Source organism: Acidobacterium sp. S8, assembly GCF_009765985.1.
Taxonomy (GTDB): domain Bacteria; phylum Acidobacteriota; class Terriglobia; order Terriglobales; family Acidobacteriaceae; genus Alloacidobacterium.
Genome location: NZ_LMUM01000015.1, coordinates 188,801 through 206,722 on the forward strand (window position 1 = coordinate 188,801; position 17,922 = coordinate 206,722).

Annotated in this window: 11 protein-coding genes and 1 pseudogene; 3 read left to right on the top strand and 9 right to left on the bottom strand. The window is 53.4% G+C overall.

The window, feature by feature from the left end; translation table 11 throughout:
- Window positions 1-17: 17 nt before the first annotated feature.
- From GSQ86_RS04720 to GSQ86_RS04735, 4 genes are all read right to left on the bottom strand, one after another.
- Window positions 18-800 carry a hypothetical protein gene (locus tag GSQ86_RS04720; RefSeq protein WP_158748797.1) on the bottom strand — a complete coding sequence of 261 codons (783 nt, stop codon included), beginning with the start codon at window positions 798-800 and terminating at the stop codon, window positions 18-20.
- The gene (locus GSQ86_RS04725) at window positions 787-1,782 is read right to left on the bottom strand and encodes a tetratricopeptide repeat protein (RefSeq protein ID WP_216841014.1); all 996 of its coding nucleotides are present in this window, start codon (window positions 1,780-1,782) and stop codon (window positions 787-789) included. Before GSQ86_RS04725 ends, GSQ86_RS04720 begins: the two co-directional genes overlap by 14 nt.
- A 50-nt stretch (window positions 1,783-1,832) precedes the next feature.
- Window positions 1,833-3,026 (bottom strand): tetratricopeptide repeat protein, encoded by a 1,194-nt coding sequence (locus GSQ86_RS04730; RefSeq protein ID WP_158748799.1) that lies wholly within the window; start codon window positions 3,024-3,026, stop codon window positions 1,833-1,835.
- Between the two features lie 129 nt (window positions 3,027-3,155).
- Window positions 3,156-6,623, bottom strand: a complete 3,468-nt coding sequence (locus GSQ86_RS04735; protein WP_158748800.1) for a TonB-dependent receptor — start codon at window positions 6,621-6,623, stop codon at window positions 3,156-3,158.
- Window positions 6,624-7,097: 474 nt separating this feature from the next.
- Here GSQ86_RS04735 and GSQ86_RS04740 point away from each other — a divergent pair, with 474 nt between their 5' ends.
- The 3 genes from GSQ86_RS04740 to GSQ86_RS04750 are packed head-to-tail and all read left to right on the top strand — an operon-like array spanning window position 7,098 to window position 11,715.
- Window positions 7,098-9,605, top strand: coding sequence for an alpha-galactosidase (locus GSQ86_RS04740; RefSeq protein ID WP_158748801.1), 2,508 nt, complete (start codon window positions 7,098-7,100; stop codon window positions 9,603-9,605).
- A gap of 41 nt (window positions 9,606-9,646) precedes the next feature.
- The gene (locus tag GSQ86_RS04745) at window positions 9,647-11,029 is read left to right on the top strand and encodes a sedoheptulokinase (RefSeq protein ID WP_158748802.1); all 1,383 of its coding nucleotides are present in this window, start codon (window positions 9,647-9,649) and stop codon (window positions 11,027-11,029) included.
- A gap of 20 nt (window positions 11,030-11,049) precedes the next feature.
- Window positions 11,050-11,715 carry a bifunctional 4-hydroxy-2-oxoglutarate aldolase/2-dehydro-3-deoxy-phosphogluconate aldolase gene (locus GSQ86_RS04750; protein ID WP_158748803.1) on the top strand — a complete coding sequence of 222 codons (666 nt, stop codon included), beginning with the start codon at window positions 11,050-11,052 and terminating at the stop codon, window positions 11,713-11,715.
- Between the two features lie 11 nt (window positions 11,716-11,726).
- On the opposite strand, the gene GSQ86_RS04755 is transcribed toward GSQ86_RS04750, so the two are convergent.
- The 5 genes and pseudogenes from GSQ86_RS04755 to GSQ86_RS04770 form a co-directional block, all read right to left on the bottom strand.
- On the bottom strand, window positions 11,727-14,030 hold the full coding sequence (locus tag GSQ86_RS04755) for an alpha-galactosidase (protein ID WP_158748804.1): 2,304 nt from the start codon (window positions 14,028-14,030) through the stop codon (window positions 11,727-11,729).
- Between the two features lie 304 nt (window positions 14,031-14,334).
- Complete coding sequence (locus GSQ86_RS04760) at window positions 14,335-14,922, bottom strand: IclR family transcriptional regulator (RefSeq protein ID WP_254062150.1); 588 nt, start codon at window positions 14,920-14,922, stop codon at window positions 14,335-14,337.
- Window positions 14,923-14,934: 12 nt separating this feature from the next.
- A pseudogene (locus GSQ86_RS23800) lies at window positions 14,935-15,147 on the bottom strand (helix-turn-helix domain-containing protein); the annotation flags it as partial.
- 33 nt (window positions 15,148-15,180) lie between these two features.
- Window positions 15,181-16,089 (bottom strand): dihydrodipicolinate synthase family protein, encoded by a 909-nt coding sequence (locus GSQ86_RS04765; protein ID WP_158748806.1) that lies wholly within the window; start codon window positions 16,087-16,089, stop codon window positions 15,181-15,183.
- A gap of 423 nt (window positions 16,090-16,512) precedes the next feature.
- Complete coding sequence (locus tag GSQ86_RS04770; RefSeq protein ID WP_158748807.1) at window positions 16,513-17,754, bottom strand: cytochrome P450; 1,242 nt, start codon at window positions 17,752-17,754, stop codon at window positions 16,513-16,515.
- Window positions 17,755-17,922 lie beyond the last annotated feature (168 nt).

The following is a 17,922-nucleotide window of genomic DNA, read 5'->3' on the forward strand; positions in this document are numbered from 1 at the left end:
GCAGCTCGACCCACATTCTATGGCTTCACTTTCGGTAGCTTTGCTATCTCCTCCATCGCCAGTTGACGAACCGCGTCGGGACCCAGCTCCGCAGCGCGGCGAAGATTTGCTTCAGCTTTTCTGATGTCTCCCGCAGCTGCAAAGGCAAGCGCCAACCTCAGATATCGCGATCCGTCGGGAGGGGGTGAAAGCTGAATGGATAGTTGTAGCTCACTGATAGCGATCGATGTCTGGCCGCGCTTCAGCGCTACCAATCCCAGGACTTCGTGTGCACTGGACTGCATTTGCTGCTTCTGAGCGGCCCATTGCTCCAAAGACGTTTGCCGTGGAGGCTTCGTTTTCTCAATTCCCTCCAGCGCTCGGTGGGCATAGTCTTCGGCGAGCGCAGGCAGGTGCGCATCGGGAGGGTCTTGAAAGATGCGGTTGGCAATGGCGGGAGCGAGCGCCATAAGAGTATTCAAGTTGTCAGGCTGGCTCTTCAATGCCAATTGCCCGGAAGAAAGCATCGCTGGAAAATCACCGAGCTGTTCGTAGGCGTGCATCTGGTATTGATACGCCGTCCCCAGCAGCTCAGAGCCCGAAAATTGGGCAGCGAATGCATCCACATCCGCGACGATTGCCTGTGGGGAGGTGTCGGTGATGAACTTGAGATACTGGTCAAGTTCCTGCTGCGTTCTTGCCTGTGGCGCCTGCGATCGGCTGGAGAGCGGACCAAATTGCCCCGCAAGCAATGTCGAATGGCCGATGCCTGCGGCCATCACGACCGAAAGCAGCCATTTCGAGAGCCTATTCCGGACCATAGACCGTGTTCAATGTCTGAAATAGTTTCAGCTCGGCATTAGCGGAGGCGGTATCTCCCGATTTTCGATAAAGCCGGAAGAGAAGATATCGAACGGCCGCATGATTCGGATCCTGCGATGCGGCGATATGGGCTTCTTTGATCCCCGAAGCTATCTCTCCAGCTTGCTCATACATCTTTGCGAGGATGAAGTGATGAGAAGGCTCATCCGGCTCAATTTCAACCGCTTTCTTTGCATAAAGCAGCGCTTCGTTGAGAGCGGCGGTTGCGTCGATGCGCGCCATACCCTGATAAGGCCATCCGAAAGCCTGCCCATTCTCTTCCACCAGGTGGATCGATTTCAAGTAAGACTCGCGCGCCCCTGTCGAATCTCCGGAAAGTTCAAGACAATAGCCTTGCTGATAAAGACTCTTCCAGTCCGATGGATTGAGACGCACCGCTTCACGAAAGTAAGCTAATGCCCCTCCAACATCGGATTGAATTGACAGACGGTAGAGGCCCAAATAGTAAGCAGGCGCAAAGTCATTTGGGTCCTGTCGAGAGGCCAATTTCATCTGCTCCTCAAACAATGCAAACTGATTGAGATCGTAATAGGCCAGGCCAAGTCCTTCATGCAGCAAAGGACGATCGAGACCGAGCTTTTCTGCGACGCGCAGGGCCTGAACTGCACCAATCGGCTTGTGCAATTGAAAGCTGGCAATTCCCTGCCAGTAGAAAACACTTGGATCCACCGAATGCGTCGCGATGAGGCTTTGCGTCAGCTCCAAAAGCTCAGTCCAGTGTTTTCTCTTCACTAAACCTGCGATGGCGGACTGGTAACCGATCGGACCTGAAGCGGCGTTGGGGAGATTCAACGGACGCGCCAAGCTCGAAGGTGCATCGATTGACGGCTGTTGCGCGAAAGCCTGATTCGCCCGCAACAAGGTAATAACGCTGCAGCAAACCATTAGGGTGAGGCAGGCGTATCTTTGCACCGAAACCATTCGGAGTTCAATCTTCCCATAGTTGCCTTGATCCATGCTATTACAAGTAACTAGTGTGGAGGTGCGATTTGCCCCGGCGGGTTCGTGATGTCATTCTGGTTCATCTGTTTTTGCGCTCTCTGCTGCGTCTCTTCCGATGCTTCTTTCTGCAGCCGTCCAAAGATCAAGTCTTCCGATTGTGCCTCTGCGGTCAGGTTTGCCTTGCGATATGCGCGGGCTAACTGAAAGTGCACTGTCACATTATCCGGGTTCAGAGAACTCGCCTTCTTGAGATCTTCTATTGCCTCCTGCGGCTTGTTTAGCGCAAGCAGTGCGCGCCCGCGAACGACAAAAGCTTCTGCGTTATCAGGCTGAAGTTCCAGTGAACGGTTGACCAGCTTGAATGCCTCATCTGGATTTTCCTCCACCAAGATTCCTGCTTCTTCACGCGCAGCCTTAGCGTCATACGGATTCAGTTCCAGCGCGCGTTTATAGGCTGTCAATGCCTCAGTCGGATTGCCACTAGCTACCAAGGAATGTCCGTAGTGATAGTACAGCTCAGGATTCTCCGGCGCCCTGTCAATCGCCAACTTGTAATGCTCGGCTGCATCCGCATAAATCTGCCTTGCCTCGGAAGCTTTTCCCAGCAGCAGTTCCAGCAGGTAGGAATCAGGTGCAACTCTTTGAATATGACCGAAAGCCGACTCTGCGAGCACCGAATATAGCGAACCTAGCGTGTAGAGCGCTTCTTGGTCGTCAGGGTTTTGCTGACGAATCTGCTCCAGAAGCGCCTGGGCGCCCTTCAAATCGCCAAGTTCAATCAGACTGCGGGCGAGAAATAACTTGATATTTTCATCCGCAGGAGCAAGCTGCTTGGCTCGCGTCAACTCGCGGCGGGCATCTTGAAAATTGCCTCTCTGATAATAGGAGAAGCCCAGTAGAGCTCGCGGAGAAACGAGGTTGGGCTCGATCTCGCATGCCCGCTTCAGGGCCTTGATCGCCTCGTCCAACTGCATCGTCCGATAGTAAAGAGATCCAATGTTGTTGTAGCCCGCTGCCATATTGGGCTGGAGGCGAAGAATCTCCTGGTACCTCTGGATAGCATCGTCCAAGTGACCGGAGGCCTCGTCTGCCTTGGCCTCGGCATGAAGCTGCTGAACATCAAGTTGCTGAGCTCGACTATCGCCCTGTTGAGGCCGCGCGGGGACAGCGCAGACGCCACCTACCAGAAACAACGCCGTCCAGCATCGCCAAACACACTTCATTCCCATTGTCCCAACTATCGACAAATTCTACTGTATGGCACATTCGGCAAATAGTCATACGGCCCTCAAACGCAAATCTCCACACCTAAGAGAGCATGTGGAGATTGCGTCAGTGCGGGTAAGCAAAGGTCAAAAATCGACTCGTGCTCCAAACTGAATCACGCGAGGTGAGTTTGCCTGGGAACCGATCTTGCCGAATCCGCCACTCGTCACATCGCTGAAATTCATATCTGGCAGGCCGAAAGCGACCCGATTGAAAGCGTTGAAGAAGTCGGCTCGTAGCTCGAAATTGACGCCTTCGTGCAGCTTGGTTCTTTTGATCGCCGAGATGTTTTCGTTGTATAGAGCAAACGAGCGAAGCTGTGGCAGGGTTGGAGGTGCATTGCCCAAAGCGAATGCGCCCGCATCGCTGAAAGCAGCCGAGTTCACATAGTAGTCAGTGAATGGATTGAAATTGCTCGATTTACCCTTCTGGGTTACGTTCGGCACCAGGTTTGGACGTGATTGCCCGTTAAAAATTGGGTTGGGACTTCCACCGCTGATTGGCAGAGGCGCTCCAGCATTGTAGGAGGCGACTCCGGCAACGCCCCATCCGCCGCTGAACACTCCCACGATGCCACCCTTGTTCAGATATGGCTTCCCGGGGCCGATCGGCAGTTCATAAGAGCCGGCGATAGAGAGGGCATGAGGACCGCCGCCACCATTCACATTGGCTCCGAGTACCTGGCGTTCACGCCTGCGTTGTGCGGTATCCAGTGGCATCGCGAAGAATGGCGAGAACTGATCAAGCCCATCTGTGATCGACTTAGACCAGGTGTAACTGACCAGGAGGGTCATTCCACTTGAGTAGTCCTTCTGCGCTCTCATCTGCAATGAATGGTAGTTAGAGTGCCCCGGCGTCTGCGTCTTTGCGTTGATGGTGAGGAACTGCGGGAACGGCCGCAGCGCCTGTTGCACTGTTCCTGTAAAGCCTGGATAAGGAGATGTAATTCCAGCGGCCGCAGCTTGAGGCGAATTAACATCCGCATTGAGCACTGGACCGAGGCTGAGGTATTGCGCGGGAACCTGGTTCTCATTGAGGAGGTTGGCTCCAATTCTCACGTTGCTGCTGCCAACGTAGCTGGTCTCAAAAGCGACTCTCCAAGGCAGTTCACGCTCGACGGTCAGGCTCCAGCTCATGGAGTAGCCATTTTTTCCATCGATCTTCTGCATATAGTCGAGCGTCTGGTTATTGGCCAGATCCCTGGTGCGAGGTGGAGCGTTTCCTACCGGAGGCAGTCCCACATCCCAGTTTGGTCTCAGTCCCACCGGCGGAGAAATTCCGTTATCCGGGCTGATGAGCGTGTCCTGATATTGGAAGCCGGTCAGATAACTAGCAGCAATATCCGGTCCCATCAAAGTACTTGCGCCGCCGCGAAGGCTGGCCATTCCATACCCGCCGCGAACAACAGTTTTACCGTCGAGACGGTAGGCAAAGCCGATACGCGGCTGCCAGCTGCCGAAATAGGTGTCTGCGATTTGCTTCTTGCACAGAGATGCGCCACCACCCCCAATGCAGGAACCGCCCTGCTGTCCGGTGTACACGATCGAGCCGGGAAGGTTACCCGCACCCGGATTCGGAACCGTTGGATCGAAGGTCGAGAACTGATCCTTCGGATCGGTTACCGGTACACTGTAATCCCATCTTAGGCCTGCGTTAATAGTGAGCCGGGGACTGACCTTGAAGTCGTCCTGTACATAAAATGCGCGGTATCCTGTTCTGACCAGGCGGTTGTTGGCGACGCCGGTGCGGCTTGCCTGGTTTAGCGTGCCCAGGAAGAAGCTGGCGAAGCCATAACCGAGAGAGCCAAAGTTAGGCGAGTTGGGAAGTGAAGTCGTTCCATTCTCAAAGGTGTATGTACCGATATTGACTGCGAACGCATCGCGTTCATCTTCCCAGCGAAGCTCCGTTCCGAAGCTAAGACCGTGCCGTCCCTTCTGCCACTTGAAGTTATCGGCAAAGAAGATGCAGGGCCAGCAGCCGCCGCTGTTCTGGTTGTTGTCGAGGCCAGCGCCAAAGGTTGGCATCCCCTGAATGGCCAACGCCGGATACGGAAGCCCCGGAGTGGCGATCGGGCTGGTGAAGTCCGCGGGAACGAGTGGAAAGAAGACGCGCTTGCCTTCCGTATATTGGACGGAGAAGCCCGTCTGGTTGTAGATGTTCGACGTGAAATTCTGGTCCAGGGTAAGACGTGGTTCCCACGCCTCCGAATTGAAGTTGTTTCCGCTCCCGAGAGGACCGGGGAAAACCGGCGACGTCGGAGAGACGCCATTGTTGTGATAATACGAACCATGAAGCACCAGCTTGGATGAGATGTTGTGATCCATCTTTACGATCCAGTACGAATTGTTGATCGGTGCGCTAGGTGCACTGACCACGGCATTGTTGACGACACCCGGCAGTGTGGCACTTGGCATCAAGCCGATGTACTGCGCACTGGTAGCGCTCAACCTTGACGTCGGAATCATGTTATTCGGAAAGGGATCGCGCGTGAGGCCGCCGGCTCCATCTGGACGTGTCGTGGCTGGATCGTAGATTGGGAACGGCAACTCCGAGAAGTCTCCGTTCTTCATTCTGTCCGTAGGCAGTGTCGTCAGCGAGGTGGAGACGCCACCGCGGAACTTATACCAATCCATCAGGAAGAAGAAGAAAGTCTTGTCTTTGCCATCATAGATCTTGGGAATCCAAACCGGCCCACCAACTTTAAAGCCGAATTCATGCTGCTTCTCGGTGCCGGCGGTTGGTGAAAAATATCCCTTGGAATCGAAGATGTTGTTACGCAAATATTCCCACGCGCCACCATGAAGGCGATTGGTTCCACTTTGTATATGGAAGTTCAAGAACCCTGACGACCGGCCATATTGCGCGGAGTAGGCGTTCGTAGTGATGGCATATTCTTCGATCGCGTCGACAGGAGGAGTAATGCCTTCCTGTCTTCCACCACCATCAGCGTTCATGTAAGGAATTCCATCGTAGTAGAAATCCTGGCTGAAGTCGGGTGCTCCGTTGATGCGCGCCGAAAATGTATTGCCGGATACGCCGGGCGCCAGCGTCAGAAAAGCATCATCTGCACGTGGGCCGTTCGATATCTGCACAGGAAGCTTGGCCAGAGTTTGCGCCGACAGCAAGACGCTGCGGTCGCCCTTGTCCTCGGTGATCGCAATCGTGTGCGCTTCAACCGTCACGGTCTGCGAAGTCTGGCCGGGCTTCATCTGGATGTTGATGACCGTACCCTGCCCGACGCCAACCTGTATGCCCTGCCGGACCTCCGTGTTGAAACCGTCTCGATCCACCTTGACGTTGTACACGCCTACCGGAAGATTGAAGACGGTGTAGCCTCCATCTTCTCGAGTGGTGAGCGTCTCGATCTTGTTGGTCGCCGTATTGGTGACGGTAACGTTAGCTCCGGATATGACGGCATCCGACGAGTCGGTAACTGTCCCTTGAATCGAACCTGTCGCGTTTCCTTGTGCGTGAGCGGAACTCAGCGCACAGAGTAAGAAGGCAAACAGACCGCTCATTAATAGAAGATTTTTAGCCCCGCAAACGCTGCGCATAACATATACCTCCAAACATCTTTTCCAATCAATTCAACGCCGGCCCGCCCTGCACTTAAATCAATCTCAAATCGATTTGTTTATAGCGCGGATAAAGAACACGCGGAAAGGCCATGAGAGGAGCTTCTAGTGGATGGGTAAATCACTGTCAAGGGAGTTCAATACCCTGAACTAAAGCTTCCCCGCTTATCAAGGTCAAATGAGCTGCAACTTTGATTAAAGAGTTTCTCGCATACGCCGGGCAGCCTGTTTTAGATGCAAATCAGTAGGGCACTCACAGGCAGGCTGTCTAACAAACTCCGTTCGAGGTATTTATGTTCAGCCAGCAGAACGACGAATTGACCATCTTCGAGCAGGTGATGTCTCGTTGAATGGCACTCCTGGCTGAGGCGGCTAATGCCATGAAAGATGGGGAAAGCCATTATCGCTGCGATCTCAATGCGTACTTCACAATCCAGACGCGCAAACTTTGCGATGCGCGCAGTTGTTGCTGCTTTGATTTTCGCTACAGCACTGCCTGCTGTTCATGGCGACTCGTCTGCCGCGCGAAGCACAGCGGAGCAGTGGATCAGTGCAAAGTTTGAGAACAAACAGACGAGGCTAGCTGAGGGATACCTTCTTCCTCAGCTTAGGTCCGGCGTACTTGAGAAACGAGCGAGAAAGGGTTTTCCGCTGCAGATCGGGGGCCACGTCTACCAACGTGGCTTCCACTCTCCATCTACCGGAACAATTACGGTTCACATGCCATCCGCAGCTTCATCGTTCGATGCGGTGATCGGCGTCGACAGCAACGATCTCAGCTACTATTCGCCGAAGGGACGAGGACATGCCATCGTCACAGTCGAATCCACTGGCAAAGAACTGTTCCGATCGCGGCCCATGTCTGAAGGTCAGGATGGGGTCCAAGTGCATGTGCCGTTGAAAGGGATCGAAGAGTTTACGCTGCAGATCAAAGGCACGAAAGAGGATGTTCCGTGGGACCAGATCACCTTCGCCAATGCTGCCGTAGTCTTGAGCGACGGAAAGACTCTTCAGCTGGATGAGCTGCCGGTCGGCCCCTTGGCCGCACAGCCGGATACCACTCCACCATTCTCATTCGTCTACGATGGTCTCTCTTCACGGGAATTTCTGAAAAACTGGGAATTGACCAGAAGCTCGCGGCATGTCGACGAGTTTCGGACCGAGAATACGCAGACCTACAAGGATCCGGCGACAGGATTAGAGCTGCGGGTTGTCGAGACGACATACCAAGATTTCCCGACAGTGGAATGGGTCTTGTATTTCAAGAACGACAGCAGTAAAGCGTCGCCAATCATCGAAAATATTCAGGCACTCGATACTCGCTTTGAGCGAAACGGTGAAGGTGAATTTGTTCTGCATCACAGCAAGGGCGCTCCCGCTACACGAAATGACTACGAGCCCTACGACACAGCGATGCCGCAGAACTCTGAACAGCGCCTGAGCGCCTTCGGCGGACGCCCCACCAACAAAGACCTTTCGTACTTTAATCTTGCCTGGCCAGATGAAGGCGTAATTTTGTCGGTCGGATGGCCCGGTCAATGGGCAGCCGTCCTAAAGCGTGACGCCACGAACAGCATTCAGGTATCTGCCGGCCAGGAGCTCACACACTTCAGCCTGTTGCCGGGTGAGGAAGTCCGCACTCCGCTCATCGTTATGCAATTCTGGAATGGTGATTGGCTCGATGCGCAGAATACCTGGCGGCACTGGATGCTGGCGCACAACGTACCACGTCCAAACGGAAAACTGCCACCACCACAAATGGCTGGAAATACGTCGCGCGAATTCGTCGAAATGACAGAAGCCACAGACAAGGATGAGATTCAATTCATCGATTTGTATAAGGCAGCCGGCCTGAATCCTGACTATTTCTGGATGGATGCCGGATGGTATCCAAATAACGGCTCATGGGTAAACACCGGCACGTGGGAAGTGGATACTAAACGTTTCCCACATGGCCTTCGGTCGGTCAGCGATCATGGCCACGCCGTAGGAGTCAAGACGATTGTCTGGTTTGAGCCTGAGCGGGTGACCAAGGGCAGCTGGCTTTATGAGAATCACTCGGAGTGGCTATTGAAGCCTCCGCCAAATCCGGGTGATCAACTCTACGAGAACGAGTGGAGACTATTTAACTTTGGCGACCCGGCTGCGCGTCAATGGATGACGCAGCATGTCAGTCAGTTTATTACCGATCAGGGCATTGATCTATACCGGCAGGACTTCAACATGGATCCAGTTAACTTCTGGCGCGCCAACGATGCACCAGACAGGCAAGGTATCACGGAGATACGTTATGTCACCGGCTATCTGGCTTATTGGGATGAGCTAAGGCGGCGACATCCCGGAATGCTGATTGATTCCTGTGCCAGCGGAGGACGCCGCAACGACATCGAGACACTTCGTCGCGCAGTGCCACTTACTCGGAGTGACTACCTGCTTGAACCCGCCGAGCCTATCAGCCAGCAGGCACAAACATATGGCATGGCATTGTGGATTCCATATTTTGGAACTGGCGTGAGTGGTACCGATGCTTACAAATTTCGCAGCCAGATGACCCCGGCAATCGTTACGGGCTGGGACCTGCGCCGCAAAGACTTGGACGTGGCAACGATTCGCAACCTGGTTGAACAGTGGAGAGCTATTGCGGGAGACTACATGGGAGATTTTTATCCGCTTACATCTTATTCGTTGGAAAAGGATGTATGGGCTGCCATGCAATTCGGCCAACCGGATGCGACCCGCGGTTTCATGCTCGCCTACCGTCGCTCGGGTAGCGCGTATGAAAAGGCCGTCTTCAAGCTTCATGGGTTGAAATCCGATAGCAATTATGAAGTCATCAATCTCGACACGAAGGAAAAGCAGATAAAATCCGGGCTTGATTTAATGACTGTCGGCGTTTCCGTAGAACTGAAGGAGGCGCCTGAGAGTGCTTTGTTGACCTATCACCTCCTCGGGAGCCAATGACAAATGCTTGACTCTAAATACTCACGCGATTGGAGAAGCCGTTGTCGTTGATTGGGATCGATATAGGCACGTCGTTCATCAAGGGCGCAATCCTGGATTTGAAGACGTGTCGCTATGAACATGTACTCAGGCTCCCTTTTCCTGATCCCCTTCCGCTGAAGGATTCATTTCGTTGTGAATTTGATGCCCAGGAAATACTGAGCGCAGTTGGCTCTATGATTCGTCAGCTGGCAAGTGCCGACCCAGCCTGCGACGGCATTGTGATGTGTACGCAGATGGCGTCGATGGTCCTGACAAACGACGCTGGCGAAGCTCTATCGAATTGCATCGGATGGCGCGATCAGAGAGCGTCAATGCCTCATCCTTCAAAGAAGGGCTCCTATCACGACGTTATTAGGAGCCACATCACAACTGAGCAGCGCGCAGATCTGGGAAATGAATTGCCCGTGGGCGCTCCTGCGTGCTTTCTCTTTTGGATGAAAGAAAACGGTCAGTTGAAATCAAACGTCTTACCTGTAACTTTGGCCGACTTCATCTTGGCTAATATTTGTAAAACTCGTCCCACGGTGGATGCAACAAACGCACTGTCGTATGGCCTGTTGAACCTCGATACCCTGGAGTGGCACCAGGACGTCATTCGGCAACTCGGCCTTGGCGATGTGCGCTGGCCTGTCATCGTAAACGACGGCCAAATGGTGGGACGGATGAGTCTCGGTGGCCGCGATATTCCCTGTTATGCACCGGTCGGGGATTATCAATGCGCGCTGGTTGGAGCGATGGTGAGCACAAGTGAACTATCGCTCAACATTTCAACGGGCTCCCAAGTCAGCAGAATTACAAACCATCTCGAAAAGGGCGACTACCAGTCTAGACCGTTCTTTGAAAAGAAGTTTGTTAACACACTCTCTCATCTTCCCGCGGGTCGCGCGCTTAATATCCTTGTCGACCTGCTGACGCAGATTGGGCGTCAGACGCACGGCACGGTTCAGGATTCCTGGAATTACATCGCGGAAGCCGCTTTGATGGCTGATGATAGCGATCTCGGCGTCACGACTACTTTCTTCCCTGGACCCTGCGGAAGTCGGGGAAACATCTTAAATATCGGCGAACGAAATTTAACCGTCGGGACACTGTTCCGCGCTGCGTTCATGAATATGACCGAAAACTACTATGAATGCGCACTTAGGATATGGCCCGATTGCTCCTGGGAAAACCTGGTTGTCTCAGGCGGCCTTGGCCGCAAACTCCTTCAACTACGCCAGATGATCAAGCACCGCTTCCAATCTGAAATCCGCCTTTGCCAAGTGGAAGAGGACACGTTGCTGGGGCTGATGATTCTGGCCATGGTATTCAGCGGTCATGCTGGATCACTTGAAGCGGCCATGCAGAAGGTTTTAAAGTTCAGCAATATCGATATCGAATAAATTTACGGAGAGACAAGATAATGCAGGGAAAGACGACCCACCGGCAAACGAAAGACGATGTTTTATCCGCGATCCGAAAGCATCGGCTTGTGCCGGTTGTTCGAGTTGCATCCCGCGAGCAGGCTCTCTGCGCCGCCGAAGGCATCGTAAGCGCGAAGTTTCCGCTGATCGAGATTACGATGACAGTTCCTGGCGCTATCGACATCATCGCGGAGCTGTCGGCACGCTATGAATGCCAGTTGATTGTGGGCGCTGGGACTGTGCTTGAAGCTGCAACCTGCGAGTCTGCGCTGCGTGCCGGTGCTGGCTTCATCGTAAGTCCGTCCTTCGATGCTGCGGTGATTCGTACTGCAAATGATCACGACACTGTCTGTATCGCAGGGGGTCTCACTACGACTGAGATCGTCGCAGCCCGGCAAGCCGGAGCCGATATGGTGAAGGTATTTCCCTGCGGCCTAGTTGGTGGTCCACGATATATTCGTGCATTGAAAGGACCGCTTCCTGACATTCAGTTAATCCCGTCCTCGGGAGTGAATCTGGAAACTGCCGCTGAATTTCTTGAAAGTGGATCAACCGCGGTGGCCGTTGGTGAGCCCATTTTTCAAAAACGCGCGCTCGAAGCGGGGGATTTCGAGGTTATTGGAAAAAACGCTACCCGCTTCATCGAGATATGCACCATACAATAAGTGGTCGCATCTCACACAGCTTCAAAAATAAGTAGCTCCGACGTAAGCGCGCCCTCTAGCCGTACCAGGATGCCCTGTTCCATCAATGTGAATGCATCGACTGTAGTAGATCTGCCTGAATTATCGAATGTCACCTTGTAATGTTTGGAGACATCCAGGCCACGCGGATGAAGACGATATTCCGGTTGCGTCGGCATCGAGAGCTGGAACAACGCGCAGATCGAGCGGCCCTGGTCCTCCGATCCCATCTCCAGAACCCCCCAGCCGTGTGGCTCCAATCCACTTACTGTCGGCGTGTGGTGATAAATTTGGCTCGTACTGATGAAGGAACGTACGAAGTTCTTGTAAATGTCGATCCAATGCTTCGTGCGTTGCATGAATATTGGATTCACCTGCGCGCCGATGGGGTATAAGAAGCCAAATTTCGGCTCCATAAAGAGCAGCAGGCGTGACTGAAAATCGAAATCAGCAGCAGTTTGACCATCCTGCCCTCCCAACAAACGGTCAACATACTCCGGAGGCAGCGCCATCGTCATCCCATTCGTGATCATGAAAGAACGCGGAGCAATCTGCCAGTCGGTGGCGTCCGTGTGGTTGAAGCGTCTCACCATACCGATATCCGTACGCGCTCCACCGCCCGCACAGTTTTCGAAAATCACTTTTGGGAATCGAGCACGTAACCGATCGTAGACTCCGTAAACCGTCTCATAGTATCGCCAGTATCCGTTCTCCACGAAGCCATCGTTAACACGCCTGATTCCCCTTCCAGGATCGGTGTTGTAATCCAGCCGGAAGAAGTCCAGCTCATTTTCTTCGATAACACGGACGATTTGAGACTCCATCCACTTCGCAGCTTCCGGATTTGTGAGATCGAGCAATCCGCCCATCTCACGTTTGCCGTCGTAGTTCATCGCCAGCCAGTCAGGATGCTCTTTAGCGATTCGGCTGGATGCTCCTACACGTTCTGCGTCCATCCACAGACCCCACAGCATGCCTCCTGCGTGCGCACGATCGCGGAATGGCTTGATTCCCTCCGGGAAGCGCTGACGGTTCACCTCCCAGTCGCCTACCGTCTTCCACCAGTCACCCCCAGGTGCCGCATACCAGCTTGCATCGATGAAGAATACTTCCGCGCCAACCTCAATAGCTACGTCGATGGCATGATTCACCTGTTCGGTCGTGATCTCGATCTCCGGGCCGATACCTGATTCGATCCAGCTTCTACGCTCTCGCGCAGGTCCCATGAAGACACTGCGCCGCAGATGCGTGTGCATCGATTGAACAGCGTTGTCCAGATCGCCGTACACCATTCCGAGATGAACTTCCGGCGTGCTCACTGTCTCCTTTGGCGCAATCACGCGGAGAGGCGCTGGGGCGCTGGGACCAGCCGCAAAGGTGAGTGCGGCCGCTTCACCGTCCTTACCACTCTCAGGATTGAGATCGAATTCAAAGGCGTATCCTCCGGTCCAGGCTATCTGGCCGATGAAGAATTCTCCCGTTGCGTTATTGCGGAGCATGAAGATGGGGTGCCGCCACTGGTCTCGCATATAGCGGCCATCGATCCTATATCCCGCCTTGGGCATTTCATGCCACTGCAAGTCACCTTCTCCACCCCATCGCGTGTTCTCGAAGTAGCCGAGCGAATACAATGGTTGATCTGTACCGCTGAGGCTCGATCGCCAGCGATCGCTCTTTCGCAACACACCACTCCATGAGCAGACAGAAGCTAGGGCTGCTGGCTGCGAAGCTGTGTTTGTGACTTCGAGCCAACGAGTTATGATCGGCGTTCCATCCAGCTTGGTATGCACCTTAAGGGTGACCGGACGGACGGTATGGATCAGGGTTATGGTGGATTGGGTAAAACCCTCGGAAGTAGTGGTCTTCTCCAGGCCTCCCCACTTCCAGTCCGTGGCTAAGGACTGGCCATCAATCTCCAGCCGAAATGCTTCCGGCGCACGATACTCGCCTGGATTGAGGCGGCCATCATAGAAGTTGATAAAGCCGGCGCCATTCCATCCTCTGCCCACAAGCTGGCCATTCATGAATGACTCTTCGTACACAACCCAGTTGGTGCGATAGCTGATGGTGGGAGTATCCCCCTCAATAAGGAGCACATCTGACCATGTCGAATCGGCAGCGGTGCGTGGGACCCTGATCGGCTGTGACGCTGGCTGAGGCCTGCGGACCGCGTCCTGAGGGATAGCATTTGCGGCCGCTAAAGGAGAGGTTGCGCCAAGAGCTTCACGACCTACCAATAGACCTGCGTAGCTTGCGAGCAAAACTTTTCCTGCGTCTCTTCTTGAGAGATTCGCCATATCACGCTCCTGGAATATTCGGGATTTTCATTAGGAATGACGCAGGTCGGCCATAGAGCTGGACGCGTGCGCTTTCAAAAGACGGGGAGAAATCAGTGCATTTTCCGGACACAGTGTTCGGAATGGTGTATGTCGAGAGATAGCTTTTGACATAGAGGCTGTCGTACACGATGACAAAGGCCACCAGCACCATATGCGCTGAAGTTTTATTTAATCGCACTCCATCGTCAAGTCGCAGTTCACGGTATAGAACATAAGACTACAGTCGTGAACTGTGTGATTGACCGTTTCGCCTTATCTATATTCAGTATCCCGATATCTGCAACGCGATATCACGAGCGGCCCGAATCATTTCCTTGCCCAGCTCAGCAAACCGGGTATGAGGAATCTTATCGAGCGATCCGCGGACCGAGATGCAGGTCATCACATTTCCCAGCGGATCCAGGATCGGAGCGGCAACCGCTCTTACCCCATGAACCTGCTCTTCATCGTTGATCGCATATCCTCGTACCCGAACCTCTGCCAGCTGCGCCTTCAGTGCATCAAGAGAGATGGTAGTTTTGGAGGTGTATTGCGCCAGTTCTCTTCGCAGGAAGAGCCGATTCAGTTCTTCATTCGAGCAACCCGATAGCAGCGCCTTTCCTTGAGCCGTGCAGTGCAGGTCGAGATGCCTGCCTACCCATGCGCCTCCTCCGACATCCTGAAAGGCATTCGCTCTTCCAATAATGACGGCCTCAGCACCCTTCATAATGGCAGCTGTAGCCGTCAGGTTCACTCTCGCGGCTACTTCTCGCAGATAAGGTATCGTCAACGCACTTAGATCTACCTCAGCCCTGGACTGACTGGCAATCCCTGTCAGACTCAAACCCAGCGAATGCCGTCCATTTGTCATTCTCTGTACGTATCCTCTAGTCGAAAGGGTATAGATCAAATAGTGCGCCGTACTTTTGGGGATCTCAAGCTTCCGGCTCAGCTCAGAGAGTGTGAGCCCATTGCGCGATACTGCGAGTAGTTCTAGGAGATTCATGGCTCGATCGACTGCTGGTAAACGAAAGTGTCGGCTATCTCTGGTTTTGACTGTCGTTCTTACGCTAAGCTCGCTCGTTACTGGGCACATATGTTGTCTCCCTGAGATTCGAAACTCACAGTTCTAGCTGTTCGATTTATCGTTGATCTTGTAACCAAGGGCCGTGAGCAAGGAGATGAGTTCGGCATGGTAGCGGCCGTCTAAAGGCTGAACCGGCAACTCCGGCTCACCTACAGGGGGGCCTATCAGATTTAGGGTTGTCTTCATTACGCTGAACCAGTGCGGACCCTCTCCTTTTTTCGAATACGCCGCAAATTGCAGTCGCATCAGCCTGGAGAGCGGCACCCATTGCTTCCGCGCTTCGATCAGGTCACGTTTTATTGCCAAAGTCTCATAGAGTGTCTGCGCTGCTCGTGGAACGATGCTGGGAATACCTGAAATCCATCCGTGCGCACCGTGGGAAAGTCCTTCAAATGCAACGGAGTCGATTCCGCAATAAACCTTGAGCGCTCCGTTCGAGTCCTGAAGAAGCTCGCAGATGCGATCCGCTTCCGGATTGGACATTTTTACTGCCGCAATGGCGCCCTCATCAAACAAAGTGAGTAGCTGGTCGGTCTTGAGATCGACGCAGGTGAGAGGAATATTGTGGTAAAGAACTATGGGTATATCTACCGCCTCGGCAATCCGCCGATAATGATCCATCGTCTGCTCGGGCGAGGGGGCCATATAGTAGGGCGGCACAATGAGAAGAGCATTGGCACCGGCGGCTTCGGCATGTTTGGACAGTTCAATCGTTGCGCGCGTGCTGTAATGATGTGTGCCCGCCCATACAGGAAGACGCGAATCATTCGCGCGGATCACTGCCTCAAGAACGCGTTTGCGATCCTCAAGCTCTAAAGCTGTGAATTCACCGGAGCTGCCGAGCGGAGAGAGGCCCTGCGCGCCTTCCTGAATAAGCCAGTCGACATGCGGCTTAATTCGATCGAATTCAATCTTTCCGTCTGGAGAAAATGGAGTGACTGAAGATGCCACTGTTCCTGCTGGCAGAGCACGGTTGGAAGAAGATGCTAGCCCTGAAGAAATGGGCTCTGTTGCTGCTGACATTTGATTCGCCTCTTAATCTAAGTCCCTAACTACACAATTGGTTCAATGGGCGAACCATAGCACCACTAAAAGTCGGTCGTCAAATGATTCCGGCGATGAGGGGAAGTACTTCTAAGATTGCAGGCAACGCCCAGCCTAAAGGTACTCGAGTCGATATTTTCGGAGGGCAATTGGAATCAGAAAAGAGGTTTAAAGAGAACGAGTTAGTTGTTCATCCTGCGAGTTTTGTGAAGCCTTTTTTGGCGCGTTAGCCCCGATGGTTCAGCTCGCAAAAGTCGTTCAACATATTGAACACTTCAAAAAAGAGCCTTTTCGCGCCGCTGCCAGGGCTAGAGCCCATACAGCTTGAGCTTAAAATGTCACCGCGAGAGTGTGTAGCATCCTCGAATTTGGCTTCTCTATGTCCCAATCCGGACGTTCGTCTTTCAGCTGAAGTTCCGGCATTCTTTCGATCACTGTGCGGAATACGACCTGCGCTTCAGCCCGGGCAAGGGCAGCGCCGACGCAGAAATGAATTCCGTTGCCGAAGGCGATATGTCGGCTCTTCTGCCGTTGAATGTCGAAGCAGTCAGGATCGCTGAAATAAGCCGGGTCGCGATTCGCGGAATTAAGCATTTGAAAGACCATCTGCCCCGCTTGAATCGGCCTTCCACCCAGTTCCGTATCTTCTTTCATCAAGCGAGGCTGCCTGGCCACCGGGCTTTCGTAACGAAGAATCTCTTCGATCGCTGTTCCGAGCAACGACGAGTCGTTCTTCAGGTGCTGCCACTGGTCGTGGTGGCGTAACAACAGATACAGACCATTTCCAATCAGTGAAGTAGTTGTTTCATGGCCGGCAACCAGGAGGGTGATGCAGGTGTTCAACAACTCTGGCTCGGAAAGCCGCTCCCCCTCCGACTCCGCTAACACCAGCTTGGTTATGAGATCCTCGCGTGGTTGACGTCGCCTCTCTACCACCAGTTGCGACAGGTAAGCCTTGATCTCAATCAGCGCAGTCTGAGAGCGATCGAGGATGTGCTCGCCTGGCTTGTTGACTCCCTGGAATGCCAGGAGCGAGTCGGCCCACTTCTTGAACAAATGTTGATCGGCAGCAGGAGTCCCTAGTATCTCTGCAAGTACGCTGAATGGTAGAACGATCGCGAGATCCGCGATGATGTCCATCTCGCGTTTATCTTGTACCCTGTCGAGCGCCTCATTCACGATCTGCTGGATGCGTGGCCGCATCGCCTCTACCACCGTTACCGTGAGAGCCTTAGTTACCAACGAACGGAGCCGCGTATGATCGGGCGGATCGGAATGCAGGAGCCCTTTTGTGCGGTAATGATCTTCAAAGGGTTTGAATTTTGCACGCGTTTCAGCAGGTAGGTATTCCACCGCACGCGCGAGGCGTCCCTCATTTGAATAGCGGCAGACATCGCGAAAAGTAGTGATGATATCGTCGTATCGGGTGACGATCCAACCACCAATTGAATCGCTCCAATGCACGGGGTCTTCTTCACGCAGCCGATTCAGAATCGGATACGGGTCATAGAGAAATTCCTTCGATACCAGCGATTTATCCAGTTCAGAGATCGAGAGTTGCGCGATTGACATAATTTTCAATTCTAAGCTTCAGAAACAGGGGAAAGTATTTGAACAAGAATGATCTACAACTCGTTCAGCCTAATGAACGGTTATTTACAGTCGTTGTGCCGCAGATGTTGTCTATAGGCAGACTTCAGCACGCTGAATCAGGCAATGCCACGATTCACGCGCAGATAG

Bases quoted from the DNA above. Each gene is read 5' to 3' on its own strand.
- GSQ86_RS04730 (WP_158748799.1), bottom strand. From the start codon at position 3,026: ATGAAGTGTGTTTGGCGATGCTGGACGGCGTTGTTTCTGGTAGGTGGC.
- GSQ86_RS04755 (WP_158748804.1), bottom strand. From the start codon at position 14,030: ATGGCGAATCTCTCAAGAAGAGACGCAGGAAAAGTTTTGCTCGCAAGC.
- GSQ86_RS04760 (WP_254062150.1), bottom strand. From the start codon at position 14,922: ATGACAAATGGACGGCATTCGCTGGGTTTGAGTCTGACAGGGATTGCC.
- GSQ86_RS04750 (WP_158748803.1), top strand. From the start codon at position 11,050: ATGCAGGGAAAGACGACCCACCGGCAAACGAAAGACGATGTTTTATCC.
- GSQ86_RS04735 (WP_158748800.1), bottom strand. From the start codon at position 6,623: ATGCGCAGCGTTTGCGGGGCTAAAAATCTTCTATTAATGAGCGGTCTG.
- GSQ86_RS04725 (WP_216841014.1), bottom strand. From the start codon at position 1,782: ATGGTTTCGGTGCAAAGATACGCCTGCCTCACCCTAATGGTTTGCTGC.
- GSQ86_RS04740 (WP_158748801.1), top strand. From the start codon at position 7,098: ATGCGCGCAGTTGTTGCTGCTTTGATTTTCGCTACAGCACTGCCTGCT.
- GSQ86_RS04720 (WP_158748797.1), bottom strand. From the start codon at position 800: ATGGTCCGGAATAGGCTCTCGAAATGGCTGCTTTCGGTCGTGATGGCC.
- GSQ86_RS04770 (WP_158748807.1), bottom strand. From the start codon at position 17,754: ATGTCAATCGCGCAACTCTCGATCTCTGAACTGGATAAATCGCTGGTA.